Annotated in this window: 23 protein-coding genes; 12 read left to right on the forward strand and 11 right to left on the reverse strand. The window is 73.6% G+C overall.

Features of this window, described 5'->3' with window-relative positions; genetic code table 11:
• Nucleotides 1-205: 205 nt before the first annotated feature.
• Entirely contained in the window at nt 206-1,135 is a 930-nt protein-coding gene (locus tag AMK11_RS14160) for an anti-sigma factor RsbA family regulatory protein (RefSeq protein WP_073726860.1), read from the reverse strand.
• Nucleotides 1,132-1,485 (reverse strand): STAS domain-containing protein, encoded by a 354-nt coding sequence (locus AMK11_RS14165; protein WP_073726862.1) that lies wholly within the window; start codon nt 1,483-1,485, stop codon nt 1,132-1,134. The genes AMK11_RS14160 and AMK11_RS14165 overlap by 4 nt, the downstream gene beginning before the upstream one ends.
• Before the next feature lie 150 nt (nt 1,486-1,635).
• On the opposite strand from AMK11_RS14165, the gene AMK11_RS14170 reads away from it, so the two are divergent.
• Nucleotides 1,636-1,992 (forward strand): PRC-barrel domain-containing protein, encoded by a 357-nt coding sequence (locus AMK11_RS14170; RefSeq protein WP_073726864.1) that lies wholly within the window; start codon nt 1,636-1,638, stop codon nt 1,990-1,992.
• Between the two features lie 34 nt (nt 1,993-2,026).
• The gene (locus tag AMK11_RS38145; RefSeq protein ID WP_198941363.1) at nt 2,027-2,191 is read left to right on the forward strand and encodes a hypothetical protein; all 165 of its coding nucleotides are present in this window, start codon (nt 2,027-2,029) and stop codon (nt 2,189-2,191) included.
• 88 nt (nt 2,192-2,279) lie between these two features.
• Here AMK11_RS38145 and AMK11_RS14175 read toward each other — a convergent pair whose 3' ends face one another.
• The 3 genes from AMK11_RS14175 to AMK11_RS14185 all read right to left on the reverse strand — a co-directional run bounded on the left by AMK11_RS14175 (nt 2,280) and on the right by AMK11_RS14185 (nt 3,902).
• Nucleotides 2,280-2,843, reverse strand: a complete 564-nt coding sequence (locus tag AMK11_RS14175; protein ID WP_073726865.1) for a Dps family protein — start codon at nt 2,841-2,843, stop codon at nt 2,280-2,282.
• A 121-nt stretch (nt 2,844-2,964) separates the two neighbouring features.
• The gene (locus AMK11_RS14180) at nt 2,965-3,570 is read right to left on the reverse strand and encodes a flavodoxin family protein (protein ID WP_073726867.1); all 606 of its coding nucleotides are present in this window, start codon (nt 3,568-3,570) and stop codon (nt 2,965-2,967) included.
• A 116-nt stretch (nt 3,571-3,686) separates the two neighbouring features.
• Nucleotides 3,687-3,902, reverse strand: a complete 216-nt coding sequence (locus AMK11_RS14185) for a hypothetical protein (RefSeq protein WP_073726869.1) — start codon at nt 3,900-3,902, stop codon at nt 3,687-3,689.
• Nucleotides 3,903-4,202: 300 nt separating this feature from the next.
• Between AMK11_RS14185 and AMK11_RS14190 the strand changes: the two genes are divergently transcribed.
• From AMK11_RS14190 to AMK11_RS14210, 5 genes are all read left to right on the forward strand, one after another.
• Nucleotides 4,203-4,937 carry a hypothetical protein gene (locus tag AMK11_RS14190; RefSeq protein ID WP_073726871.1) on the forward strand — a complete coding sequence of 245 codons (735 nt, stop codon included), beginning with the start codon at nt 4,203-4,205 and terminating at the stop codon, nt 4,935-4,937.
• 204 nt (nt 4,938-5,141) lie between these two features.
• Nucleotides 5,142-5,759 (forward strand): sigma-70 family RNA polymerase sigma factor, encoded by a 618-nt coding sequence (locus AMK11_RS14195; RefSeq protein ID WP_073726873.1) that lies wholly within the window; start codon nt 5,142-5,144, stop codon nt 5,757-5,759.
• A gap of 107 nt (nt 5,760-5,866) precedes the next feature.
• Nucleotides 5,867-6,670 carry a hypothetical protein gene (locus tag AMK11_RS14200; RefSeq protein ID WP_073726875.1) on the forward strand — a complete coding sequence of 268 codons (804 nt, stop codon included), beginning with the start codon at nt 5,867-5,869 and terminating at the stop codon, nt 6,668-6,670.
• A 10-nt stretch (nt 6,671-6,680) separates the two neighbouring features.
• On the forward strand, nt 6,681-7,484 hold the full coding sequence (locus AMK11_RS14205) for an alpha/beta fold hydrolase (protein ID WP_073726877.1): 804 nt from the start codon (nt 6,681-6,683) through the stop codon (nt 7,482-7,484).
• A gap of 174 nt (nt 7,485-7,658) precedes the next feature.
• Nucleotides 7,659-8,384, forward strand: a complete 726-nt coding sequence (locus tag AMK11_RS14210; protein WP_073726879.1) for an FAD binding domain-containing protein — start codon at nt 7,659-7,661, stop codon at nt 8,382-8,384.
• Nucleotides 8,385-8,452: 68 nt separating this feature from the next.
• On the opposite strand, the gene AMK11_RS14215 is transcribed toward AMK11_RS14210, so the two are convergent.
• The 5 genes from AMK11_RS14215 to AMK11_RS14235 form a co-directional block, all read right to left on the reverse strand.
• Nucleotides 8,453-9,292 (reverse strand): lysozyme, encoded by an 840-nt coding sequence (locus AMK11_RS14215; protein WP_073727882.1) that lies wholly within the window; start codon nt 9,290-9,292, stop codon nt 8,453-8,455.
• Between the two features lie 69 nt (nt 9,293-9,361).
• Nucleotides 9,362-10,210 carry a cytochrome c biogenesis CcdA family protein gene (locus tag AMK11_RS14220; protein ID WP_073726881.1) on the reverse strand — a complete coding sequence of 283 codons (849 nt, stop codon included), beginning with the start codon at nt 10,208-10,210 and terminating at the stop codon, nt 9,362-9,364.
• Entirely contained in the window at nt 10,203-10,985 is a 783-nt protein-coding gene (locus AMK11_RS14225; RefSeq protein WP_073726883.1) for a DsbA family protein, read from the reverse strand. The genes AMK11_RS14220 and AMK11_RS14225 overlap by 8 nt, the downstream gene beginning before the upstream one ends.
• 60 nt (nt 10,986-11,045) lie before the next feature.
• A complete protein-coding gene (locus AMK11_RS14230) occupies nt 11,046-11,543 on the reverse strand; it encodes a hypothetical protein (RefSeq protein WP_073726885.1) in 498 nt (165 codons plus the stop codon).
• Nucleotides 11,544-11,594: 51 nt separating this feature from the next.
• On the reverse strand, nt 11,595-12,008 hold the full coding sequence (locus AMK11_RS14235; RefSeq protein WP_143194578.1) for a hypothetical protein: 414 nt from the start codon (nt 12,006-12,008) through the stop codon (nt 11,595-11,597).
• Nucleotides 12,009-12,274: 266 nt separating this feature from the next.
• Between AMK11_RS14235 and AMK11_RS14240 the strand changes: the two genes are divergently transcribed.
• Genes AMK11_RS14240 through AMK11_RS14260 form a run of 5 tightly spaced genes read left to right on the forward strand, consistent with a single transcriptional unit; the run spans nt 12,275 to nt 16,692 of the window.
• A complete protein-coding gene (locus AMK11_RS14240) occupies nt 12,275-13,987 on the forward strand; it encodes a sensor histidine kinase (protein WP_073726889.1) in 1,713 nt (570 codons plus the stop codon).
• 57 nt (nt 13,988-14,044) lie between these two features.
• Nucleotides 14,045-14,464 (forward strand): roadblock/LC7 domain-containing protein, encoded by a 420-nt coding sequence (locus tag AMK11_RS14245; RefSeq protein ID WP_382722673.1) that lies wholly within the window; start codon nt 14,045-14,047, stop codon nt 14,462-14,464.
• Nucleotides 14,461-14,817 carry a DUF742 domain-containing protein gene (locus tag AMK11_RS14250; RefSeq protein WP_073726893.1) on the forward strand — a complete coding sequence of 119 codons (357 nt, stop codon included), beginning with the start codon at nt 14,461-14,463 and terminating at the stop codon, nt 14,815-14,817. The genes AMK11_RS14245 and AMK11_RS14250 overlap by 4 nt, the downstream gene beginning before the upstream one ends.
• Nucleotides 14,798-15,433 (forward strand): GTP-binding protein, encoded by a 636-nt coding sequence (locus tag AMK11_RS14255; protein WP_073726895.1) that lies wholly within the window; start codon nt 14,798-14,800, stop codon nt 15,431-15,433. The genes AMK11_RS14250 and AMK11_RS14255 overlap by 20 nt, the downstream gene beginning before the upstream one ends.
• Nucleotides 15,430-16,692 carry a cytochrome P450 gene (locus AMK11_RS14260; protein WP_073726897.1) on the forward strand — a complete coding sequence of 421 codons (1,263 nt, stop codon included), beginning with the start codon at nt 15,430-15,432 and terminating at the stop codon, nt 16,690-16,692. Before AMK11_RS14255 ends, AMK11_RS14260 begins: the two co-directional genes overlap by 4 nt.
• Here AMK11_RS14260 and AMK11_RS14265 read toward each other — a convergent pair.
• Nucleotides 16,673-17,917 carry a cytochrome P450 gene (locus tag AMK11_RS14265; RefSeq protein ID WP_073726899.1) on the reverse strand — a complete coding sequence of 415 codons (1,245 nt, stop codon included), beginning with the start codon at nt 17,915-17,917 and terminating at the stop codon, nt 16,673-16,675. The two genes, AMK11_RS14260 and AMK11_RS14265, sit on opposite strands and share 20 nt — an antisense overlap.
• Nucleotides 17,918-17,972: the final 55 nt, after the last annotated feature.

The following is a 17,972-nucleotide window of genomic DNA, read 5'->3' on the forward strand; positions in this document are numbered from 1 at the left end:
TGGTGGTGTGCGCGATGGTCTGTGCGGTCGTCGTCGCCATGATGTGCCCTCCCAGTCGATCGGCCCCCGTCACCGTCGGCTCACCGGCCGACGACTGACCGCCTACCCCGGGTCATGGCTCTCATGCCTGCCCGCGCGTCGACCCGGCCGACGAAGCGTCACAAATCATGTGGAAGCGGACATGTGGCAGCAGTGGGTGACGGAGTCAGAGACCGACGTAGAAGCGGACCGCGGTGCCCTCGTCGCCCGTGTGGGTCCGGACCAGGTCGGCCACGTGGTGCACGAGCAGCAGCCCCCGCCCGCCGATCTGCCCCGGCCGCGGGGGACGGCGCCCGGCGAGCGGATCGGTCAGCCGTCCGGTGTCGCGGACCTCGCACACCACGTGCCCCGCCTCCGCCCACACCGCCAGCGTTCCCCGGCCGCCGCCGTGGACCACGCTGTTGGTGGTCAGCTCCGCCACCGCCAGTTCCACGTCCGGCAGCCGCCGCTCGGAGAGCCCGAGGGAGCCGGCCCGGTCGACGGCGAAGCGGCGCGCCTCGGGCAGCTCCCCGGTACCGAAGCCCAGGACGGCGGCGCCCGGCCCGGGGCCCAGCGGCTCGTTGTACCGGGCGACCACCGCGCGCCAGTCGTAGGCGCCGCTGGCCCGCTCGCCGCCCCGGTCGATGACCGTCGGGTGGGTGACCAGGGCGTCGGCCAGGACGTCCGCGTCCAGCCGGGTCTCGTCGTACGGACACAGAATGGTCGCCGCACGGCCCGCGAACGCCTCGTTGATCAACGCCTCGTGCTGCGCGCACGCCGGGTACTCCGCCGCGCTCCGCCCGGCCCAGACCGGCTCGCCGATGATCCGTACCCGTCCCCGGTCGTGGCGGTCGGCGAACGCCCGGAGCACACCGGGGATGATCCGCCCCGGATTACGCCCGGCCACGCTCATGTCGAGGAAGGTGACGTCCCGCGCGTCGGTTCCCAGCCCATTTCTGATCAGCCCGAGATTGGGGGCCGGCACCGCCACCGCCACCGGCTCACCGGCGGCCAGCCCCTCCCGTACGAACGACACCGTCCGGTCGGCGTACTCGCCCTCGGAGCGGTAGAACAGGGCCGGGTGCGAGAAGGTCTCCCCGGTGTCCACCGTGGTCATCGCGGTGCCACCTCGATCCGTCGCAGCGTCGGCCAGAACAGTTCCAGCACCCGGGGCAGCTGTGGCGGCGGCTGCTCCACGACCACCCGCCCGCCGGGCAGGTTCATGGCCGTGACGGCGAGCGCCGCCACGCCCGCCACGTCGACGAAGCGCACCCCGGACAGTTCCACGTAGGACACGTCCGCGTGCCGCCGGGACAGTTCGGTGAGAGCGTTCTCCCAGGACCGGCGGGTGGTCACGCCGATCTCTCCGCTGGCACGGATGCCGGGACGGCCGGGCAACGGACCCACCTCCAGCACGGCCCCGCCCCGGTCCCGGGACGGTCCGCCCGTGGGGCCTGTGGCATCCACACTCGGTCTCCTTCGGAAATCCGCCGGGTGTCCGGCCAGGCAGCCTATCGCGGGGCGGGCGTCGTACGCCGGAAAGAGGACAGAACATGCGACGGGCGAGGGAAGCGGGGAACAAGACAGTGAGCGCGTCCTCCGAAGGGAACACACAACATGTTCGAAGCCGACAACATCCGTGACTGGCGGGGCCAGGACGTCGTGGACAGCGGCGGCCGCAAGATCGGCACCCTCGAGTCCATCTACTTCGACACCGCCACCGACCGGCCCGCGTTCGCGGCGGTCACCATCGGACTGCCGACCCGTCGGCGTCTGGTGTTCGTCCCGGTCGACAAGGCCACGGTCGGCCCGGGCTATCTGAAGGTCACCTACGACAAGGGCCTGGTGAAGGACGCGCCGGGCATCGACCCGGACGGCGAGCTCGCGGCCGAGGAGGAGGGCGCGGTCTTCGCCCACTACGACCTGCCGTACGAGCAGGGCAGCCGGGGCGAGCGGCGGCTCGGCCGGCGTTGAACCGTCCGGCGCATTTTCCCGAGGGGAGACGGCCATGAGCCTGTTCCTGCTGCTGTTGCTGGTGGCGCTGGTCCTCGGGGTGATCGGACTGGCCGCCGAAGGGCTGTTCTACCTGTTCGTCGTCGGCGTCGGGGTGCTGGTCGCCGACCTGATCCTCGCCGGGGTGCTCATCGGGCGTCGGGGACGCCGCGGACGCTGAGCACCAGCCCGGCGAACAGGGCGCGCACACGGGGGCCGACCGCGCCTACGGCCCGGCGGTCGGCCCCGCGATGTCACGCCCGTGGCGCCTAGCCGAGTTCCGCCCCGCGTTCCGCCGCCTCCGTCTCGGAGGTCGCGGTGCCCGTGGCCAGGGTGCCGCCGGCGCTCTCCAGATGGGCCCGCACGAACCACTGGAACTGCTCGAGGTCCCTGAGCTGCCCGATCAGGAGGTCCTCCGTGGCGGGGTCGATCTTCCCGGCCTCCTCGACCGCCGCGCGCATCCCCTCGACCACGCCGGTGTAGACGACGTCGAGTGCGCCGAGGTGGGCGATGGCGTCGGCCCGTCCGATCGAGTAGTCGTCCCACTTCCGTTCGGAGACCAGGGCGCCGGGCGTGCCCTGTGCCACCCCGCCGAGCGCGGCGATGCGCTCCGCGACGTCGTCGGCCATCTCGCGCACCTGGTCGACCTGGGGGTCGATCATCTCGTGCACCGCGATGAAGTGCGGTCCCACGACGTTCCAGTGCACGTGCTTGAGGGTCAGGTGCAGGTCGTTGAGGGCGTGCAGACGCATGCGCAGCACGCCGATCAGCCGCCCGGCGGCCTCGCGCTCGATGCCGGGGACCGTGTACTTCGGGGTCAGGTCGTGCGTCATGGCGGGCTTCAGCTCCTCATACGGTTCGTACGTCGTTGCACCTGCACGAATGCCCCGCATCGGCGGCGGCAGACATGCACGGCCGGGGAGGACGGGTCTCCCGCCGGCGACGAGCCAATCGTCAGGACGGAGGGGCGGGCAGCGGCATCGCGCTGAGCGCTCGGGCCGCGTGGACGAGGTTGGAGGCCATGGCCCGGCCGGTGGAGGCCGACCAGTCGTGGCCGCGGTCGTCGTCCAGGTAGTCGGGGCCCGGGCCCGGGCCGAGGTGCCAGTAGGTCCACGCCTGGCCGGGGATGGTGTAGCCGATGTCCGTGAGCGCCCCGCTGATCTCGCTGATCACGTGGTGGGCGCCGTCCTCGTTCCCGGTGACCAGTACGCCCGCGACGCGGTTGTAGGCGACGGGGCGCTCCTCGTCGTCGGTCTCGGAGAGCATGGCGTCCATGCGTTCGAGGACCCGCTGGGCGACCGAGGAAGGGCGGCCGAGCCAGGTCGGCGACGCGATGACCAGGATCTGCGACGAGAGCAGCTTCTCGTGCACGCCGGGCCAGTCGTCGCCCTCGCCCATGTCGGTCTGGACCCCGGGCTTCAGGTCGAGGTCGACGGCTCGTACGACGTCCACCTCGGCGCCGTGGCCCTTGAGAGCCGCGATGACCGTGCCGGCGAGGGCCTCGGTGTTCGAGGGCTGGGGGGAGGGCTTGAGGGTGCAGTTGATGACGAGTGCGCGCATGCCTGTCCCTGTTCCCCGTGAGGCGGCTCGCGACCGTCGTGGTGGCGAGGCGTTCACCCGCCCGGCCGCACGGCGGTCGGGGGCGGGTGTCCGTCGGCCCGGCCCGGCCGGGCCGGTCAGGGCGCCGCGATGCCGTCCAGCCTGCCCCGCTTCGCCTCCTCGACGAGCGACGAGAACTGGTCGGCGCTCATCTGCACGCGCTGGCCGAAGTCGTCGGTCAGGACGATCCGTTGCTCCGCGGGGGCGGCCGGATCGACGAACAGCTGCGGGCAGCCGCAGTCGCAGTCGCCGCAGAACGTCGCGACGGGCTCCAGCCCGTGAGGTTCGGTCATGCCGGGGAGATACCCGGCGCGCCGGCCATGGACGCGCGGACCGCGCCCGGCGCGGAGGCACGGCGGACGGCAGCCGTGCGCCGGTGCACCCCGCTCCGCTCCCGCCGCTTCGACGACACGGGGACGGCCGGGAACCGGACGCGCCCGCCGTCCGACCGTACGTGCGTGAGGTGCGGCGTGTGAGAGGTCAGGTGTGCAGGGGTATGGCGTGGCTCACAGGCGTCGGATTGAGTGGGGAGCCGGACCGGAATCCGTACTCACCGGTGATCACGGAAGCCCGGATGCGAGGATGAGGCCGCGATGAGAGCAGGGTGGTGCTGTCGCACGGTACGGGCCGCGGTGTTCGCGGCCGTCTGTGTGCTGCTCGCCGCCCTGGGCCACCTCCTGATGTCCGGCGCGGCCGTGCCCTGGTGGGCCGTGGCGGCGGGCGCGTCGGCGACGGGCACGGCCGCCTGGTGGCTCGCCGGCCGGGAGCGCGGCCCCGCCGCCGTCGTCCTGCTCGCGGTGGCCGCGCAGACCGTCCTGCACGCCGCCTTCTCGCTCGCCCAGGCGACGGCGCACCCCGGTTCCGCCGGCGACGCGTCCCTCGTACGCCGGTGGCTGGACGTCCTGCTGTGCCGGATGCCGTCACCTCCGGGCGCGGAGCCGGGCACCGTGCCGATGCCGACGAGCGCCGCGGACCACGGCGGCCATGCCGTGCACGCCGCGCACGGCATGGGCGCCACGGACGCCACGGCCGCCGTCGGTCACGCCATGGGCGGCATGTCCCCCTCGGGGATGCTCGCCGCCCACCTGGTGGCCGCGCTGCTGTGCGGACTGTGGCTCGCCCACGGCGAGCGCGCCGCGTTCCGCATCGTGCGGTCGCTCGCCGCCCGGCTCGTCGCTCCGCTGCGCCTGCCGTTGCGGCCGGCCGCGCCGCCGCACCGGCCCCGGGTCCGCCCCGGCCGGGCGGCCTCCGACCGGGCACCGCGCCGCCTCACCCTCGCCCATGCGATCACCTCCCGGGGCCCGCCCGCCCGGAGCGCTGTCGCCTGACGACAGCAGGCTCCCCGAGGCCGCCGGCGATCCCGCCGAGCCGTCGAGCCGTCGAGCCGACGGCGTCGCGCCCCGGGCACCGGCCGCGCGCTCCCGCGCCCGGCCGCAACCCCGTCACCGGTCCCTCCGTGCCGCCTGCCCGTCCCGCGCGGACGCGCCCGCCCGGAGACCGGATTCCTGATCCCGACACAAGGACGGACACAGGTGATCACTCCTGCCTTGCCCCCTGCCCGCCGGCAGCCGGACCCGGACGCCGACGAGGCGTCCATCACCGCCTGGGCGCTCGCCGCGGGCACCGGCGACCCCGACGCGGTCGAGCACTTCGTACGCGCCCTGCACCGGGACGTCCGCCGCTACGTGACGTTCCTCGGTGCCGACCCGCAGAGCGCCGACGACCTCACCCAGGACACGTTCCTGCGGGCCCTCGGCAGCCTGCACCGCTTCGAGGGGCGGTCCTCGGCCCGCACCTGGCTGCTCTCCATCGCCCGCCGCGCGGTGGTCGACAACATCCGCTACAACTCCTCCCGGCCACGGCAGGCGGCGACGGAGGACTGGGAGTCTGCCGCCGAACGCACCCAGCCGCGCGGTCTGCCGGGCTTCGACGACGGCATCGCCCTCTCCGACCTGCTGGCCACCCTCCCCGACGAGCGGCGGGAGGCGTTCGTCCTCACCCAGATGCTCGGGCTGCCCTACGCGGAGGCGGCCGACGTCAGCGCCTGTCCGATAGGGACGGTCCGTTCACGGGTCGCCCGAGCCCGCAGCTCCCTCATCGAGTGGCTGAACGACGCGGAGCGCCCCGTGCCGGTGACCACCGCCGCGTGACGCACCGACGACGGTGACGGGCGGTCCGGAAACCGGCAGCCAACCGCGGGCCGACCCTGCCGGACCGCCCCCATGACCCGACGCTCCCGGGCAGCCATCCTGTCCCCATGGCCCGCTTCCAGCACACCGTGACGCTCGTCCCCGTGCCCCGCCGCCTGCTGGAGTCGTGCCCCGGCATGCTCCACGACCTCGCCGAAGGCACGCAGGCCGACGGAGCGACGCTGCGGCTGCCCGACGGGCGCCCGCTGCCCGACCTGGTCCTGACCGAGGGGCGTCACCTGCGGCCGGGCGCCCGCTACCGGGCCACCGGCGGAGCGGACGGACGGCCGGAGACCGGACCGACCGTCACCGTGCTCGCCTGGGACCGCCGCCGTGAGACGGCACTCGAGGTCGTCACGCAGGACGACGATCCGGCCCACCGCGCCCGGCTGGCCTGCGTACTGGGCGTCCGGAGCGCCGACCGGCCGCGCGAGGCGTGGCTCGAGGCGACGGTGCGGACCGGCGGGGAGAAGGGGGCGAAGTACCTCGGCGGCACCGGACGCCTGCGCCTGGATCTCGGCAGCTGGTGGCCGTCGGCGGCCGGACACGGTCGTCGCTCCTTTGCCGCGCCGGTGAGCGGGACCGTGACGCACGCACTCGCCCGCGCCACCGTGACGGCCGTGCCGCGACCGGCTCCGGACGGACGCTGGCGGGTGACCGTGAAGGCGCGCGTCAGGGGCCGTTCCTTCGCGCGTCCCCTCCTCCCCGTCGCCATGGCCGTGGCCGGACGCCGCGCGCACCGGGCCTTCGCCGAGGCGCTGGACGGTGCCGCGGCACAGTGGAACGCACAGGTGCCCGGCCTGGTCCGGAAGGAAGTGGAGCAACTGCGCACGGAGTTGACCGAGCACCTGTGCGTTCCTTCGGGCGGATAGAGTGCCCCGAATGAACTCCGCAGCCCTGCGTGGCGCCACGATCGAGTACGACGACTCCGGCCCTGCGACGGGGCTCCCGCTCCTGCTGGTCCACGGACATCCGTTCGACCGCACCCTGTGGGCGCCCCAGGTGACGGCTCTGACGGCGGCCGGGTACCGGGTGGTCACCCCGGACCTGCGCGGCTACGGCCGCAGCAGTGTCACCGACGGCAAGGTGCTGCTCGCCGACTTCGCCGACGACCTCGCCGCGCTCCTGGACCACTTGGGCATCGAACGCGCGGTGGTCGGCGGCGTCTCCATGGGCGGACAGATCACCATGGAGTTCCAGCTGCGTCACCCGGAGCGGGTCCGGGCACTGGTCCTGTCCGACACCTCGGCACCCGCGGAGACCGTTGAGGGCAAGGCGTTCCGCAACCGGCTGGCCGACCGGCTCCTCGCGGAGGGTATGGACGGCTACGCGCACGAGGTCATCGACAAGATGCTCGCCGCCTACAACGTCACCGCGATGCCGGACGTGGCGGCCCGCGTCCTGAAGACGATGTGCGCCACCGACCCCCGGGGCGCCGCCGCCGCGCTGCGCGGCCGGGCCGAACGCCCCGACTACCGGGACGTCCTGGCCTCGGTCCGGGTACCGGTCCTGGTGCTGGTCGGCGCGGACGACGTCTACACCCCGGTGGCGGAGGCCGAGGCCGTCCAGGCTCTCGTCCCGCACGCCGCCCTGGCCGTGATCGAGGGGGCCGGCCACCTCCCCGGCGCCGAGCAGCCCGAGCGCTTCAACGCGGCGCTGCTGCGCTTCCTCGCCGAGCGTCTGTGACCGTCGGCACGCATTCCGGCGTGGTGCTCCGGCGCGCGAACAGCGCACATCGCCGGTGAGTGAGCCCTGTACGCGCCCCCGTGGCCGAACGGACAATGCGCAGTGGCCGTGATCACGCGGCGGGAGGCGAGACGTCGTCGTACCGCCGCCCGCCGGGAAAGCAGGTCGATCGCCATGCTGTTGCGTCTGCCCACGTCCGTGTCCGAAGCGCAGGAGTGCATGGCGGAGGGAGCGGTGCCCATCGGCGGGGCCACCCTCGTGTGGGCCGCCTGGCAACGGGACGGCTTCCCGGCACTGGCCATGTCGCTGCGCGACCTGCCGGAGGCGAACGTGCTCGAACCCGAGGCGCTCGGCAGCGCCGTGGTCCTGCACCGCATCGACGACCGCGTGCCCGAGGTGCTGCGCCGGGCGGCCGGCACGGTGGGCACCGGCGCCGTACGCCGGACGGCCACGGTCGGCGGGAACATAGTCGGCAGCAGCCTGCGCTGCCTGCTGCCTGCCGCCCTCGTCCTGGACGCCCGTCCGACGGTCCTGGGACCGGACCGCGCCTACGAGACCGACCTGGCCGAGGTCCTGGCCAAGCGTCACCTGCTCCTAGGTCTGCGCTGGCGCACCCCGGTGGCCAGCGGCTACCGCAAGCAGCCCGCCGAGGCCGGCGGCCCGCCGCCCCTGGTCGTCGCCACCGCCGTGCACACCGACGACGAGGGCAGCCGCCACCTGCGGGTGGCCGTCCGCGACGGCTACGAGGTGCTCAGCGAGAGCGCGCCGTGCGACGACGGGAGCGCCGACCAGGTGCTCGGCGCCCTGGAACGCACGGACGTCGGCGCCCTGCCTTCCGGCGCCCGCGACGTCGTGCGTGAGCAGGTCGCCGGCGTCCTGGCCTCCCTCTCCGACCGCTGACGGAGCCGTCCGCCGGCCCCGGCGGGCCGGCGGACGGACGGAGAAGGTACGGCGGACGTACGGTGGCGTCAGCCGTTGGCCAGAGCCTTGACGCGGTCGAGCGCCCCGTTGAACCTGTCGTGGTCCCCGACGGTCGGCCCGGTCGAGGTGTACTGCCACATCGTGTGGAAGTCCCAGCCTGCCGGGAGCTCGCCCACGCTCGACGCGTACCGGGCGACCCACAGCGGGTTGGTGTCGCCGAAGCCGCTGTAGTTGCCGGTGCACTGCTTCCACCAGTTGGTGGAGGTGTAGATGGCCGCGTGGCGGCCGGTGCGCTCCTTGTAGCGGTCCAGGAAGTCGCCGATCCAGTCGACCATCTGACCCGCCGTCCTGCCGTAGCAGGTGGCGCCGTACGGGTTGTACTCGATGTCGAGCACACCCGGCAGGGTCCGGCCGTCCTTGGACCAGCCGCCGCCGTGGTCGACGAAGTAGTCGGCCTGCGCGGCACCGCTCGCGCCGTCCGGGATCGCGAAGTGGTACGCGCCGCGGATCATGCCGGTGTCGTAGGAACCGTCGTACTGCTGCGAGTAGTAGGGGTTCCGGTAGGACGTGCCCTCGGTGGCCTTCACGTAGGCCCACTTCACCCCGCTCTTCCAGAGGGTGGACCAGGCCACGTTGCCCTGGTGGCTGGAGACGTCGACGCCCTCGGTCTGGGCGACGCGGGTACCGGCGGGCACCCCCTGGACGCCCTCGTGGGCCAGGACGCCCATGCCCATGTGGGCGGTGCCGCGGGCGGGTGTCGCGCCCGCGCCGTCGGCCGAGGCGGGGACCGCGGACAGGGTCAGCAGGAGTGACTGGGAGGCGAGGAGGACGCCCGACGCGAGCAGGCGGCGTGAGTGGCGGGACGCCACGGCTATGGGTTTGCGCATGGCACCCATCCGATCCGCTGTCCCGCCCGGCCGCATCTCACAGTCACCCAGACGGTGTTGGCGGAACCCCTACCGCTCCTCCGTACCGCCGCGCCGCGGCCCCCGCATCCCGCGCACCAGGACGACCAGCGCCCCCACCGCCACCACCAGGGCGAGCACACCCAGCAGCGCACGGTCGGAGACGGCCTCCCCGACCCCGCTCATCCGCTGCTCCCAGGCGAACTCGGTGTCCACACCCAGCAGGGACGGCAGCGCCGAAGTGCCGTCGAACAGCAGGAAGACCGCGCCCAGGACGATGAACATCACCCCGCCCACCAGCGACGTGGAGTGCGTCCGCAGCGGTCCCAGCCGTACCGGCCGGCCACGCAGCCAGTTCCGCCGGCCCAGGTCGAAGCGGTCCCACAGCGCCGCCAGCACGAACATCGGCACGGCCATGCCCAGGGCGTACACCGCGAGCAGCGCCCCACCGCGCCACGGATCACCCCCCATCGCGGCCACCGTCAGGACGCTGCCGAGGATGGGCCCGGCACAGAAGCCGGCCAGCCCGTACACCGCGCCCAGCGCCGTCACGGACAGTGCCGAACCCGACCGGCGTGCCCCGGCCGCCTGCTGCATCCGGCGCGAACCGAACCCGAGGCCCAGCACCTGTGCCACCCCGAGGGCCACGACCAGCCAGCCGCCCACCGTGACCAGCAGGTCACGGTGCCCGTAGAAGAGGCGCCCGGCCAGCGACCCCGCCACGCCGAGCGGCACCATGGTCAGACACAGTCCGGCGTAGAACAGCGCGGTCCGCCCCAGCAGCCGGGTGCGGCTGGTGAACGAGTAGGCGAAGAACGCCGGCAGCAGCAGGGCCGAGCAGGGGCTGAGCAGCGCCAGCAGCCCGCCGAGGAAGGCGACCGCGAAGCCCGGGTCACTCATCGGTTCCGCCCTGGGCGCGCGCTTCCCCGGCGGCTTCGGCCGCCTCGATGGCCTCGGCGAACACGTCCGTGGGCTGGGCGCCCAGGATCGGCCGTCCGTTGACGAGGAAGGCGGGGGTGCTGCTGACGCCGAGCGCGTAGCCCTCCTCGATGTCCCGGTTCACGGCCTCGTCCGCCGCGGCGGAGGCCATGTCGGCGCGGAAGCGGTCGAGGTCCTCGACGCCCGCCTCCTCGGCCATGGTGACCAGTTCCTTCTCCGCGAAGTCGCCCTTGTTGCGCTCGCGCGGCTCCCCGTATGCGGTGTCGTGGAACTCCCAGAACCGGCCCTGCCGGCCCGCCGCCCACGAGGCCCGGGCCGCCTGCTCGGACTCCGCGCCGAAGATCGGGAAGTGGCGCCACTCGATCCTGAGGACGCCCTTGTCGACGTAGTCGCGGAGCAGTTCGGGCTTGGTCTCGCGGGCGAACCGGCCGCAGTAGGGGCACTGGAAGTCCGAGTACTCGATCAGGACGACGGGTGCGTCCGGCTTGCCCAGGGCGTACGGGTCGTCGGCGTCCCGGCGGGCCAGCGCGAGCAGCGCGGGATCAGCCGGCGGGGCGGCGGACGCGGGGCCGGAGGACGACGCGGTCGCCGGACGGTCGGCGGACCCGCCGCCACCGCCCAGGGAGACGGCGGCGACGGTGACGGCGGCCACGAGGACGAGGGCGGCCAGGAGCACCCGCAGCCGGCGGCGCGGCGTCGGACGGGACTTGCCGGGCAGGCGTGATGCAGCGTTCATGGGTCGACTCCACGGAAGGAGGAACGAGGGAAGAAAAGGGGGAAGGGCCGCGGCCGGCGCTCAGACGCGGGCCGGCACCGGGCAGGCCTCGGCCGTCGACAGCCTGCGCAGCGCCGCCTCGGCGAGCAGCGCCAGGGAGGCGACGGCGACGACCGGCTGGAGCGGGGCCCAGTAGGTCAGCGCGCCGGAGCTGCCGAGGAGCAGCAGGACGACCTTGTTGCAGACGGGACAGCCCACGGCGAGGAAGGACAGCACCCCGCCGAGGGGGCCCAGCCTGCTGCCGGGACCGTCGGTCCGCGGCGTGGCGGATGCCCCGGGCGGGCGCACGAAGGTGGCCAGGACCAGGCCCGCGAGCACGGCGGTGGCCGCCAGCACCGGGTAGTTCCACCACTGGACGGGGACCGTGCGGGAGAAGAAGGGCGAGGGCACGACCGCGGTGGGGACGCCCACGACGGCGGCGGTCAGGACGGCACCGGCCCCGGCGGCGGCCCACTGGGCGGGCCGCCAGGACACGAGGGCCGCTCCCGCCCGGCGCGGTGACCGGGAGGAGGAGGGCATGGGAATGCTCCGTTCGAGAGGATGCGGCGGACGCGGCACGAACGGGCCGGTCTAGATCCTCAGAACGGTGGTCGAGGTGGCACTGGCACAACTGGCGGGCGGCGCGGGCCCGGCGGTCGCACGGACGGCCGGCGGGGCCGTCCCGCGCTGGGCGGCCGAGTCCGCGGCGCCGGCGGTCGGCGCCTCCGGAACGCGGAGGTCCCCGCGCGTCGACGACTGCTCGGCCAGGCCCTTCTTCTCGCACGGACGCGGCGTCGCGGGCGACACCTCGTCGCCCGGGGCACGGTCGACGGCGAGTACGGCGACCGCGGCCGAGGGGCCGGCCACGGCACTCTCCTCAGCGGCGCCCGAGGCCGGTGAACGGCCCGCCCCCGCCACGCACAGCACGGCGACGACCATGCTGACCATCGCCAGCGCACAACGAAGCAGCGTCACCGCTCGGGTGTGCCTGCCGCGCTGGGACATGGGGACGGCTCCTACCGGAAGGGCTCGGGGGGTGTGCGCGAAAGCCACCCTACATACCCGCCACCGGTCGGACAGCGGCGCCCCAGAACGCCTGTATCACATTGCTGCGTTCGACCGGCGGGATGCCAGGGAAGTTCGCTCCTCGGTGGGGTCCGCGGTCGGTCCGGCTTACGCGCACCGGGCGCTGACTAGCATGAGCCGCAGGCCCGCCGACACCTGTCGGCCCGCCCTTTTTCCCCGCTCTCAAGGACCAGAGGGACCGCGGAATGTCAGTGTCTGCACCCCCCACCCCGCCCCGGGCGCAGAAAGCCCGCCGCACCGCCCCCGCCGTTCCCCTGGTGGTGCTGCCGGCGGCCGCCGCGGCCGCCGGCGCCGCCTGGGCGGCGGCCCCCGACACCGCCCGGAGCTGGACCGCGACCCTCGCCGTGTCGTCCTGGCTGTGCGTCGCCGTGGCCGTCGTACTCGGTTCCCACCTGGTCGGGCGGGCGCGCCGGACCGCGTCCGACCGGAGGGCGGAGATCAGCGCCCTCAAGGCCCGCATCGCCCACGAGAGCGCGGGTTTCGCACACCTGGTCAACGTGGCCCTGCCGGGCATCGCCCAGCAGGTCCGCGACGGCGTGAGCGCCGAGGAGGCCGTGGCGAACACCGCGCCCGTCTCCGGCGCGCACCTGCGCCAGGTCGTGCAGAGCTTCGCCGTGCTGACCGAGGACGCGGCCCGGCAGTACGCGGACGCCGACTCCCGCCACCGTCAGGCGCTTCAGGAGACGCGCCGGCTCACCGGGGAACTGGAGCACCTCACGAGCAGCACCCTGCCCGCCGCGGTGGAGAAACTGCGCGACGGCACCTCGGCGGACGTCGTCCTCGCCGGACTGGAGTGGCCGCGCGGCCCGCAGGCACGCGCCTGCGCCGAGCTCTTCGTCCGGGAACTGGCCCACAGCGAACGGCGTACCGCCGCGGCGCAGGCGGCCGCCGCCAAGTCCCTCAGCCGCGTCCAGGCCAAGGCCGTCGGCATGCTCGCCGACCTGCGGGAGATGCAGGACCGCCACGGCGAGGAAGTCCTCGGCGACCTGCTCCGCCTGGACCACAGCACCTCGCAGCTCGGCCTCGTCACCGACCGCCTGGCCCTCCTGATGGGCGGACGCTCCAGCCGGGCCTGGAACAAGCCCATCGTGATGGAGAGCATCCTGCGCGGCGCCGTCGGCCGGATCGCCGCCTACCGCAGGGTCCGCATGCACTGCTCCACCGGAGCCGCGATCTCCGGGTACGCGGCCGAGGGCGTGATGCACCTCCTCGCCGAACTGATGGACAACGCCGCCAACTTCTCGCCGCCCATCGACGAGGTCCACGTCTACGTGGAGGAACGTACCGCCGGAATCGTCATCACCATCGAGGACAGCGGACTGAAGATGGCCGACGCGGCCATGCGCCACGCCGAACAGGCGGTGTCGGGACGCATGAACGACCTGGCCCAGCTCCAGGGCACGCGGCTCGGCCTCGCCGTGGTCGGACGGCTGGCCGCCAAGTACCGGATCGGCGTCAGCTACCGGCCCTCCTCACGCGGCGGCACGGGCGTCGTCGTCCTGGTCCCGCCACAACTGCTCGCCCAGCAGCGGGACCCCGGACCGTACGCGACGCTCGGCCGTACGGCCACCGGCGCCCTCACCGTCCCCGGCCCCGCCCCGGCCGCCGAGGCCCCCGTGGAGAGGCGGCGCGTCCCGGACGTCCGCCCCGACCTCCCCGAACAGCCGCCGACACCACCCCGCCCCGCGCCCGCCACCGAGGGAGGGCTGCCGGTGCGCTCCCCGGGCCGCACGATGGCCGCGGCCGAGCGTGAACGCCGGGAGCAGCACCGCCGGACGCCGGACCGGGCGGCGACGGCGCCCCGGGACGCCGGCTCCAGTTTCGGCGCCTTCCACCGCGGCCGCCGCAGCGGGGCGGCCGGCGGGGCACCCGAGACCGAACCGCCCTCGAGCTCGTGAGATTGGAGGAACGGGCCGGTGACCGCAGAACCAGGAACCACCGTCCCCCCACCCACCATGCAGACCACCGACAACAGCCTCACCTGGCTCCTGCAGAACCTCCTCGACCGCACCCCCGGCACCCGGCACGCCCTCGTCCTCTCCCGCGACGGCCTCAAGCTGTGCTGGACCGAACACCTCACCCTCGACCGGGCCGACCAGCTCGCCGCGATCTGCTCCGGCATCCAGGCCCTCGCCCAGGGCGCCTCCGTCGAGTTCGGCGACGGAACCGGCGGCGTGAGGCACTCCATGACCGAGTTCCACGGGGGACTGCTCTTCATCGTGGAGGCAGGCGAGGGCGCGCACCTGGCCCTCGTCGCGGTGGAGGACGCCGACCCCGGAGTGGTCGGGCACCAGATGACCGAGATGGTCGAGCAGATCGGTGAGCACCTGCGCGCCGAGCCGCGCCACGCCGTTCCCGGGAGCAGTACGCCGTGACGCGCAGGCCCGTGGACACCGGCGAACCCGACCGGCTCTACACGGTCACCGGCGGACGCAGCCGCGCCGACGACTCGTTCGACCTGGTCACGCTGGTGGTCAGCGAATGCGAGCCGGCGGCCGGCATGCAGTCGGAACACGTCCGCATCCTCGACCTGTGCCGGCACCCGACGGCCGTGGTCGAACTGGCCGCCGAGCTGAGCCTGCCGATCACGGTGGTCCGCATCCTCCTCGGCGACCTGCTCGCCACCGGCCGGATCACCGCCCGCCATCCGCGCCTGGGGCAGTCCACCGCGTCGCACCCCGATACCGCCCTTCTCCAGGAGGTGCTCCATGGGCTCCGCAACCTCTGACCCACCCTCACCGGCCGTCACGGCCCTGGGCCGCACGCCCCTGACCCACGCCGCGGAGACCGGCCTGAAGATCGTCGTCGTGGGCGGCTTCGGCGTCGGCAAGACCACCCTCGTCCGCTCCGTCAGCGAGATCCGCCCCCTCAACACCGAGGAGGTGATGACCCAGGCCGGCGTCGGCGTCGACGAGACCGGCGAGGTCACCGGCAAGACCACCACGACCGTGGCCTTCGACTTCGGCCGGATCAGCCTCAACGACCGCATGGTGCTGTACCTGTTCGGGGCCCCCGGCCAGGAACGCTTCTGGTTCCTCTGGGACCGGCTGTTCTCCGGCACCCTCGGCGCGGTCGTCCTCGTCGACACCCGCAGGATGGACGACTCCTGGTACGCGATAGACCGGCTGGAACACCACCGCACCCCGTTCGTGGTGGCCGTCAACCGCTTCGACGACGACCGTGCCCGCCACTCCCTCGACGAGATCCGGCAGGCACTCGCCCTGACCGAGGACGTACCGCTGATCGACTGCGACGCACGGGTGCGGACCTCGGGCAAGTACGTACTGGTCACCCTCGTGGACCACCTCTACCGACTGGCCCTGGCCCAGGAGAGCGCACCGTGACCGACATCGACCCCGCTCCCGACCGCACCGCACCGCCCGCGTGCCCCGCGCACGACAAGGCCGTGGCGCTCGCCGGACTGGAGTACCAGCAGACACCGTCGGAGCTCTACCGCGGCCTGCGCGCCGAGCACGGCGCCGTCGCCCCGGTGCTCCTGGACGGCGGCATCCCCGCCTGGCTGGTCCTCGGCTACACCGAGGTCAGCTATGTCACCGGCCACGACGAGCTGTTCGCCCGGGACTCGCGCCGCTGGAACCAGTGGAACGCCATCCCGCCCGACTGGCCACTGCTGCCCTACGTCGGCCACCAGCCGTCCGTGCTGTTCACCGAGGGCGAGGAACACCGGCGGCGGGCCGGCGTGATCTCGCAGGCCCTCGCGGGCGTCGACCAGTTCGAACTGGCCCGTGACTGCCGTCAGCTGGCCGACGGACTCATCGCGTCCTTCGCGGGCAGCGGCCGGGCCGAGCTGATGCGGGACTACGCCCACGCCCTGCCGATGCGCGCCGCCGTGCGCATGTGCGGGATGCCGCACAGCGGCGACGAGACCCGGCAGCTCGTCGAGGACCTGCGCGTCTCCCTGGACGCGGCGGAGGGCGACGACCCGGTCGCCGCGTACGCGCGAGTGGGCGAGCGCATCCACCGGCTGGTACGCCGGAAGCGGGAGCGGCCCGGCCCCGACGTCACCTCCCGGATGCTGACGCACCCGGCGGGGCTGACCGACGAGGAGATCGTCCAGGACCTGATCTCCGTCATCGCCGCCGCCCAGCAGCCCACCGCCAACTGGATCGGCAACACCCTCCGGTTGCTGCTCACCGACGAACGCTTCGCCATGAACGTCTCGGGCGGCCGGCTCAGCGTCGGCGAGGCGCTGAACGAGGTGCTGTGGCTGGACACGCCCACCCAGAACTTCATCGGCCGCTGGGCGGTGAACGACACCCAGCTCGGCGGCCGGCAGATCCGGGCCGGCGACTGCCTGGTACTGGGCCTCGCCGCGGCCAACACCGACCCGCAGCTGTGGCCCGAGGCGCACGTAGGCGCCGAGAACTCCGCGCACCTGTCCTTCAGCAACGGCGAGCACCGGTGCCCGTACCCGGCACCGCTGCTCGCCGACGTCATGGCCCGCACGGCGGTCGAGACGCTGCTGGAACGCCTCCCCGACCTGGTGCTCGCCGTCGACCCCGACGAGCTGACCTGGCGGCCCTCCATCTGGATGCGCGGACTGACGGCCCTGCCGGCACTCTTCACGCCCGTGGTGCCGTGACGGACGAGGGCGGCGTGAACCGCACCGGCAGCGACTGCGGGCCCCGGGTGAAGACCCCCTGCTCCACCACGTCGAACCCGTCGGCCGGCCGCAGGTCGGGCATGGCGTCCAGCAACTGGCCCACGCCGGTCTCGACCTCGGCCTTCGCCAGCAGCGCGCCGACGCAGAAGTGCCGCCCGAGCGCGAAGGCGAGATGGTCGGCGGCGGCCGAGAACGCGGTCGTCGTGGTGAGGTCGTCGCGGAGGACGTCGAAACGGTCCGGGTCGTGGTAGCGGTTCCCGTCCCGGTTGGCCGCGCCGATCAGACAGGTGACGGTCGCGCCCGCCGGTATGGTGCCGCCGCTCAGCTCCACCTCGGTCGCGGTCTGCCGCATGATCATGTGGACGGGCGGGGTGTACCGCAGCGTCTCGGCGAAGGCGCGGGGGATCAGGCTCCGGTCCTCACGCACGGCCGCCAACTGCTCCGGATGCGCCAGCAGGTTGGCGAAGATGCTCGCGATGGCCTTGTCGGTGGTCTCGCCCCCCGCGGCGAGCAGCAGACTGCAGAAGGCCTTGATGTCCTCGTCGCTCATCCGCACCCCGTCCACCTCGGCAGCGCACAGGGCGGACAGCAGGTCGTCGCCCGGGTTCTCGCGACGCTCCCGGATGACCGGGAACATGTACTCGGCGAACTCCACCCGGGTGCGCGCCCCGGCCGCCGCCACCTGGGGGTCGCCGGAGAGGTTGCCGAGGAAGGCGATGACCGACGTGTACCAGCCGTGGAAGCGGTCGTGGTCGGCCTTGTCCAGGCCCAGCATGTCCGCGATGACGTTGACGGGGAACCGGGTCGCGTAGTCGGCGACCAGGTCGGCCCGCCCGGTGTGCCGGAAGGCGTCGATGAGTTCGCGGGAGTTGCGCTCGATGACCGGCAGGAACTTCTCCCGCAGCTCGGCCCCGCGGAAGGCCGGGGCGACCAGCGCCCGCCGGACCGCGTGCTCGCGGCCGCTCAGCTGGAGGATCGTCCTGCCGTGCACCGGCTCGATCTGCCAGTCGTAGTTCTCGGTGGTGAACTGCCCCGCGCGGTCCTTGAAGACGCGTTCCACGTCCTCGTAGCGCGACACGATCCAGCTCTGGGTGGCCTCGTGCCGGATGAGCGGCGCGCTCTCGCGCATCATCCGGTAGGCCGGGTAGGGGTTCGCCGCGAACTCGGGGGAGAGGATGTCGGGGACCTGCTGCGCGGTGGACATGGGACTCCTCGGTCGACAACGGCCGTATCGCACCAGGCTATTGACGACCGGGCGG

The organism is Streptomyces sp. CB02414 (assembly GCF_001905385.1).
Lineage (GTDB): Bacteria > Actinomycetota > Actinomycetes > Streptomycetales > Streptomycetaceae > Streptomyces.

Coding starts and splice junctions, on each gene's coding strand:
- AMK11_RS14160 (WP_073726860.1), bottom strand. CDS start 1,135: ATGACCACGGTGGACACCGGGGAGACCTTCTCGCACCCGGCCCTGTTC.
- AMK11_RS14170 (WP_073726864.1), top strand. CDS start 1,636: ATGTTCGAAGCCGACAACATCCGTGACTGGCGGGGCCAGGACGTCGTG.
- AMK11_RS38145 (WP_198941363.1), top strand. CDS start 2,027: ATGAGCCTGTTCCTGCTGCTGTTGCTGGTGGCGCTGGTCCTCGGGGTG.
- AMK11_RS14175 (WP_073726865.1), bottom strand. CDS start 2,843: ATGACGCACGACCTGACCCCGAAGTACACGGTCCCCGGCATCGAGCGC.
- AMK11_RS14180 (WP_073726867.1), bottom strand. CDS start 3,570: ATGCGCGCACTCGTCATCAACTGCACCCTCAAGCCCTCCCCCCAGCCC.
- AMK11_RS14185 (WP_073726869.1), bottom strand. CDS start 3,902: ATGACCGAACCTCACGGGCTGGAGCCCGTCGCGACGTTCTGCGGCGAC.
- AMK11_RS14190 (WP_073726871.1), top strand. CDS start 4,203: ATGAGAGCAGGGTGGTGCTGTCGCACGGTACGGGCCGCGGTGTTCGCG.
- AMK11_RS14200 (WP_073726875.1), top strand. CDS start 5,867: ATGGCCCGCTTCCAGCACACCGTGACGCTCGTCCCCGTGCCCCGCCGC.
- AMK11_RS14205 (WP_073726877.1), top strand. CDS start 6,681: ATGAACTCCGCAGCCCTGCGTGGCGCCACGATCGAGTACGACGACTCC.
- AMK11_RS14210 (WP_073726879.1), top strand. CDS start 7,659: ATGCTGTTGCGTCTGCCCACGTCCGTGTCCGAAGCGCAGGAGTGCATG.
- AMK11_RS14215 (WP_073727882.1), bottom strand. CDS start 9,292: ATGCGCAAACCCATAGCCGTGGCGTCCCGCCACTCACGCCGCCTGCTC.
- AMK11_RS14220 (WP_073726881.1), bottom strand. CDS start 10,210: ATGAGTGACCCGGGCTTCGCGGTCGCCTTCCTCGGCGGGCTGCTGGCG.
- AMK11_RS14225 (WP_073726883.1), bottom strand. CDS start 10,985: ATGAACGCTGCATCACGCCTGCCCGGCAAGTCCCGTCCGACGCCGCGC.
- AMK11_RS14230 (WP_073726885.1), bottom strand. CDS start 11,543: ATGCCCTCCTCCTCCCGGTCACCGCGCCGGGCGGGAGCGGCCCTCGTG.
- AMK11_RS14235 (WP_143194578.1), bottom strand. CDS start 12,008: ATGTCCCAGCGCGGCAGGCACACCCGAGCGGTGACGCTGCTTCGTTGT.
- AMK11_RS14240 (WP_073726889.1), top strand. CDS start 12,275: ATGTCAGTGTCTGCACCCCCCACCCCGCCCCGGGCGCAGAAAGCCCGC.
- AMK11_RS14245 (WP_382722673.1), top strand. CDS start 14,045: ATGCAGACCACCGACAACAGCCTCACCTGGCTCCTGCAGAACCTCCTC.
- AMK11_RS14255 (WP_073726895.1), top strand. CDS start 14,798: ATGGGCTCCGCAACCTCTGACCCACCCTCACCGGCCGTCACGGCCCTG.
- AMK11_RS14265 (WP_073726899.1), bottom strand. CDS start 17,917: ATGTCCACCGCGCAGCAGGTCCCCGACATCCTCTCCCCCGAGTTCGCG.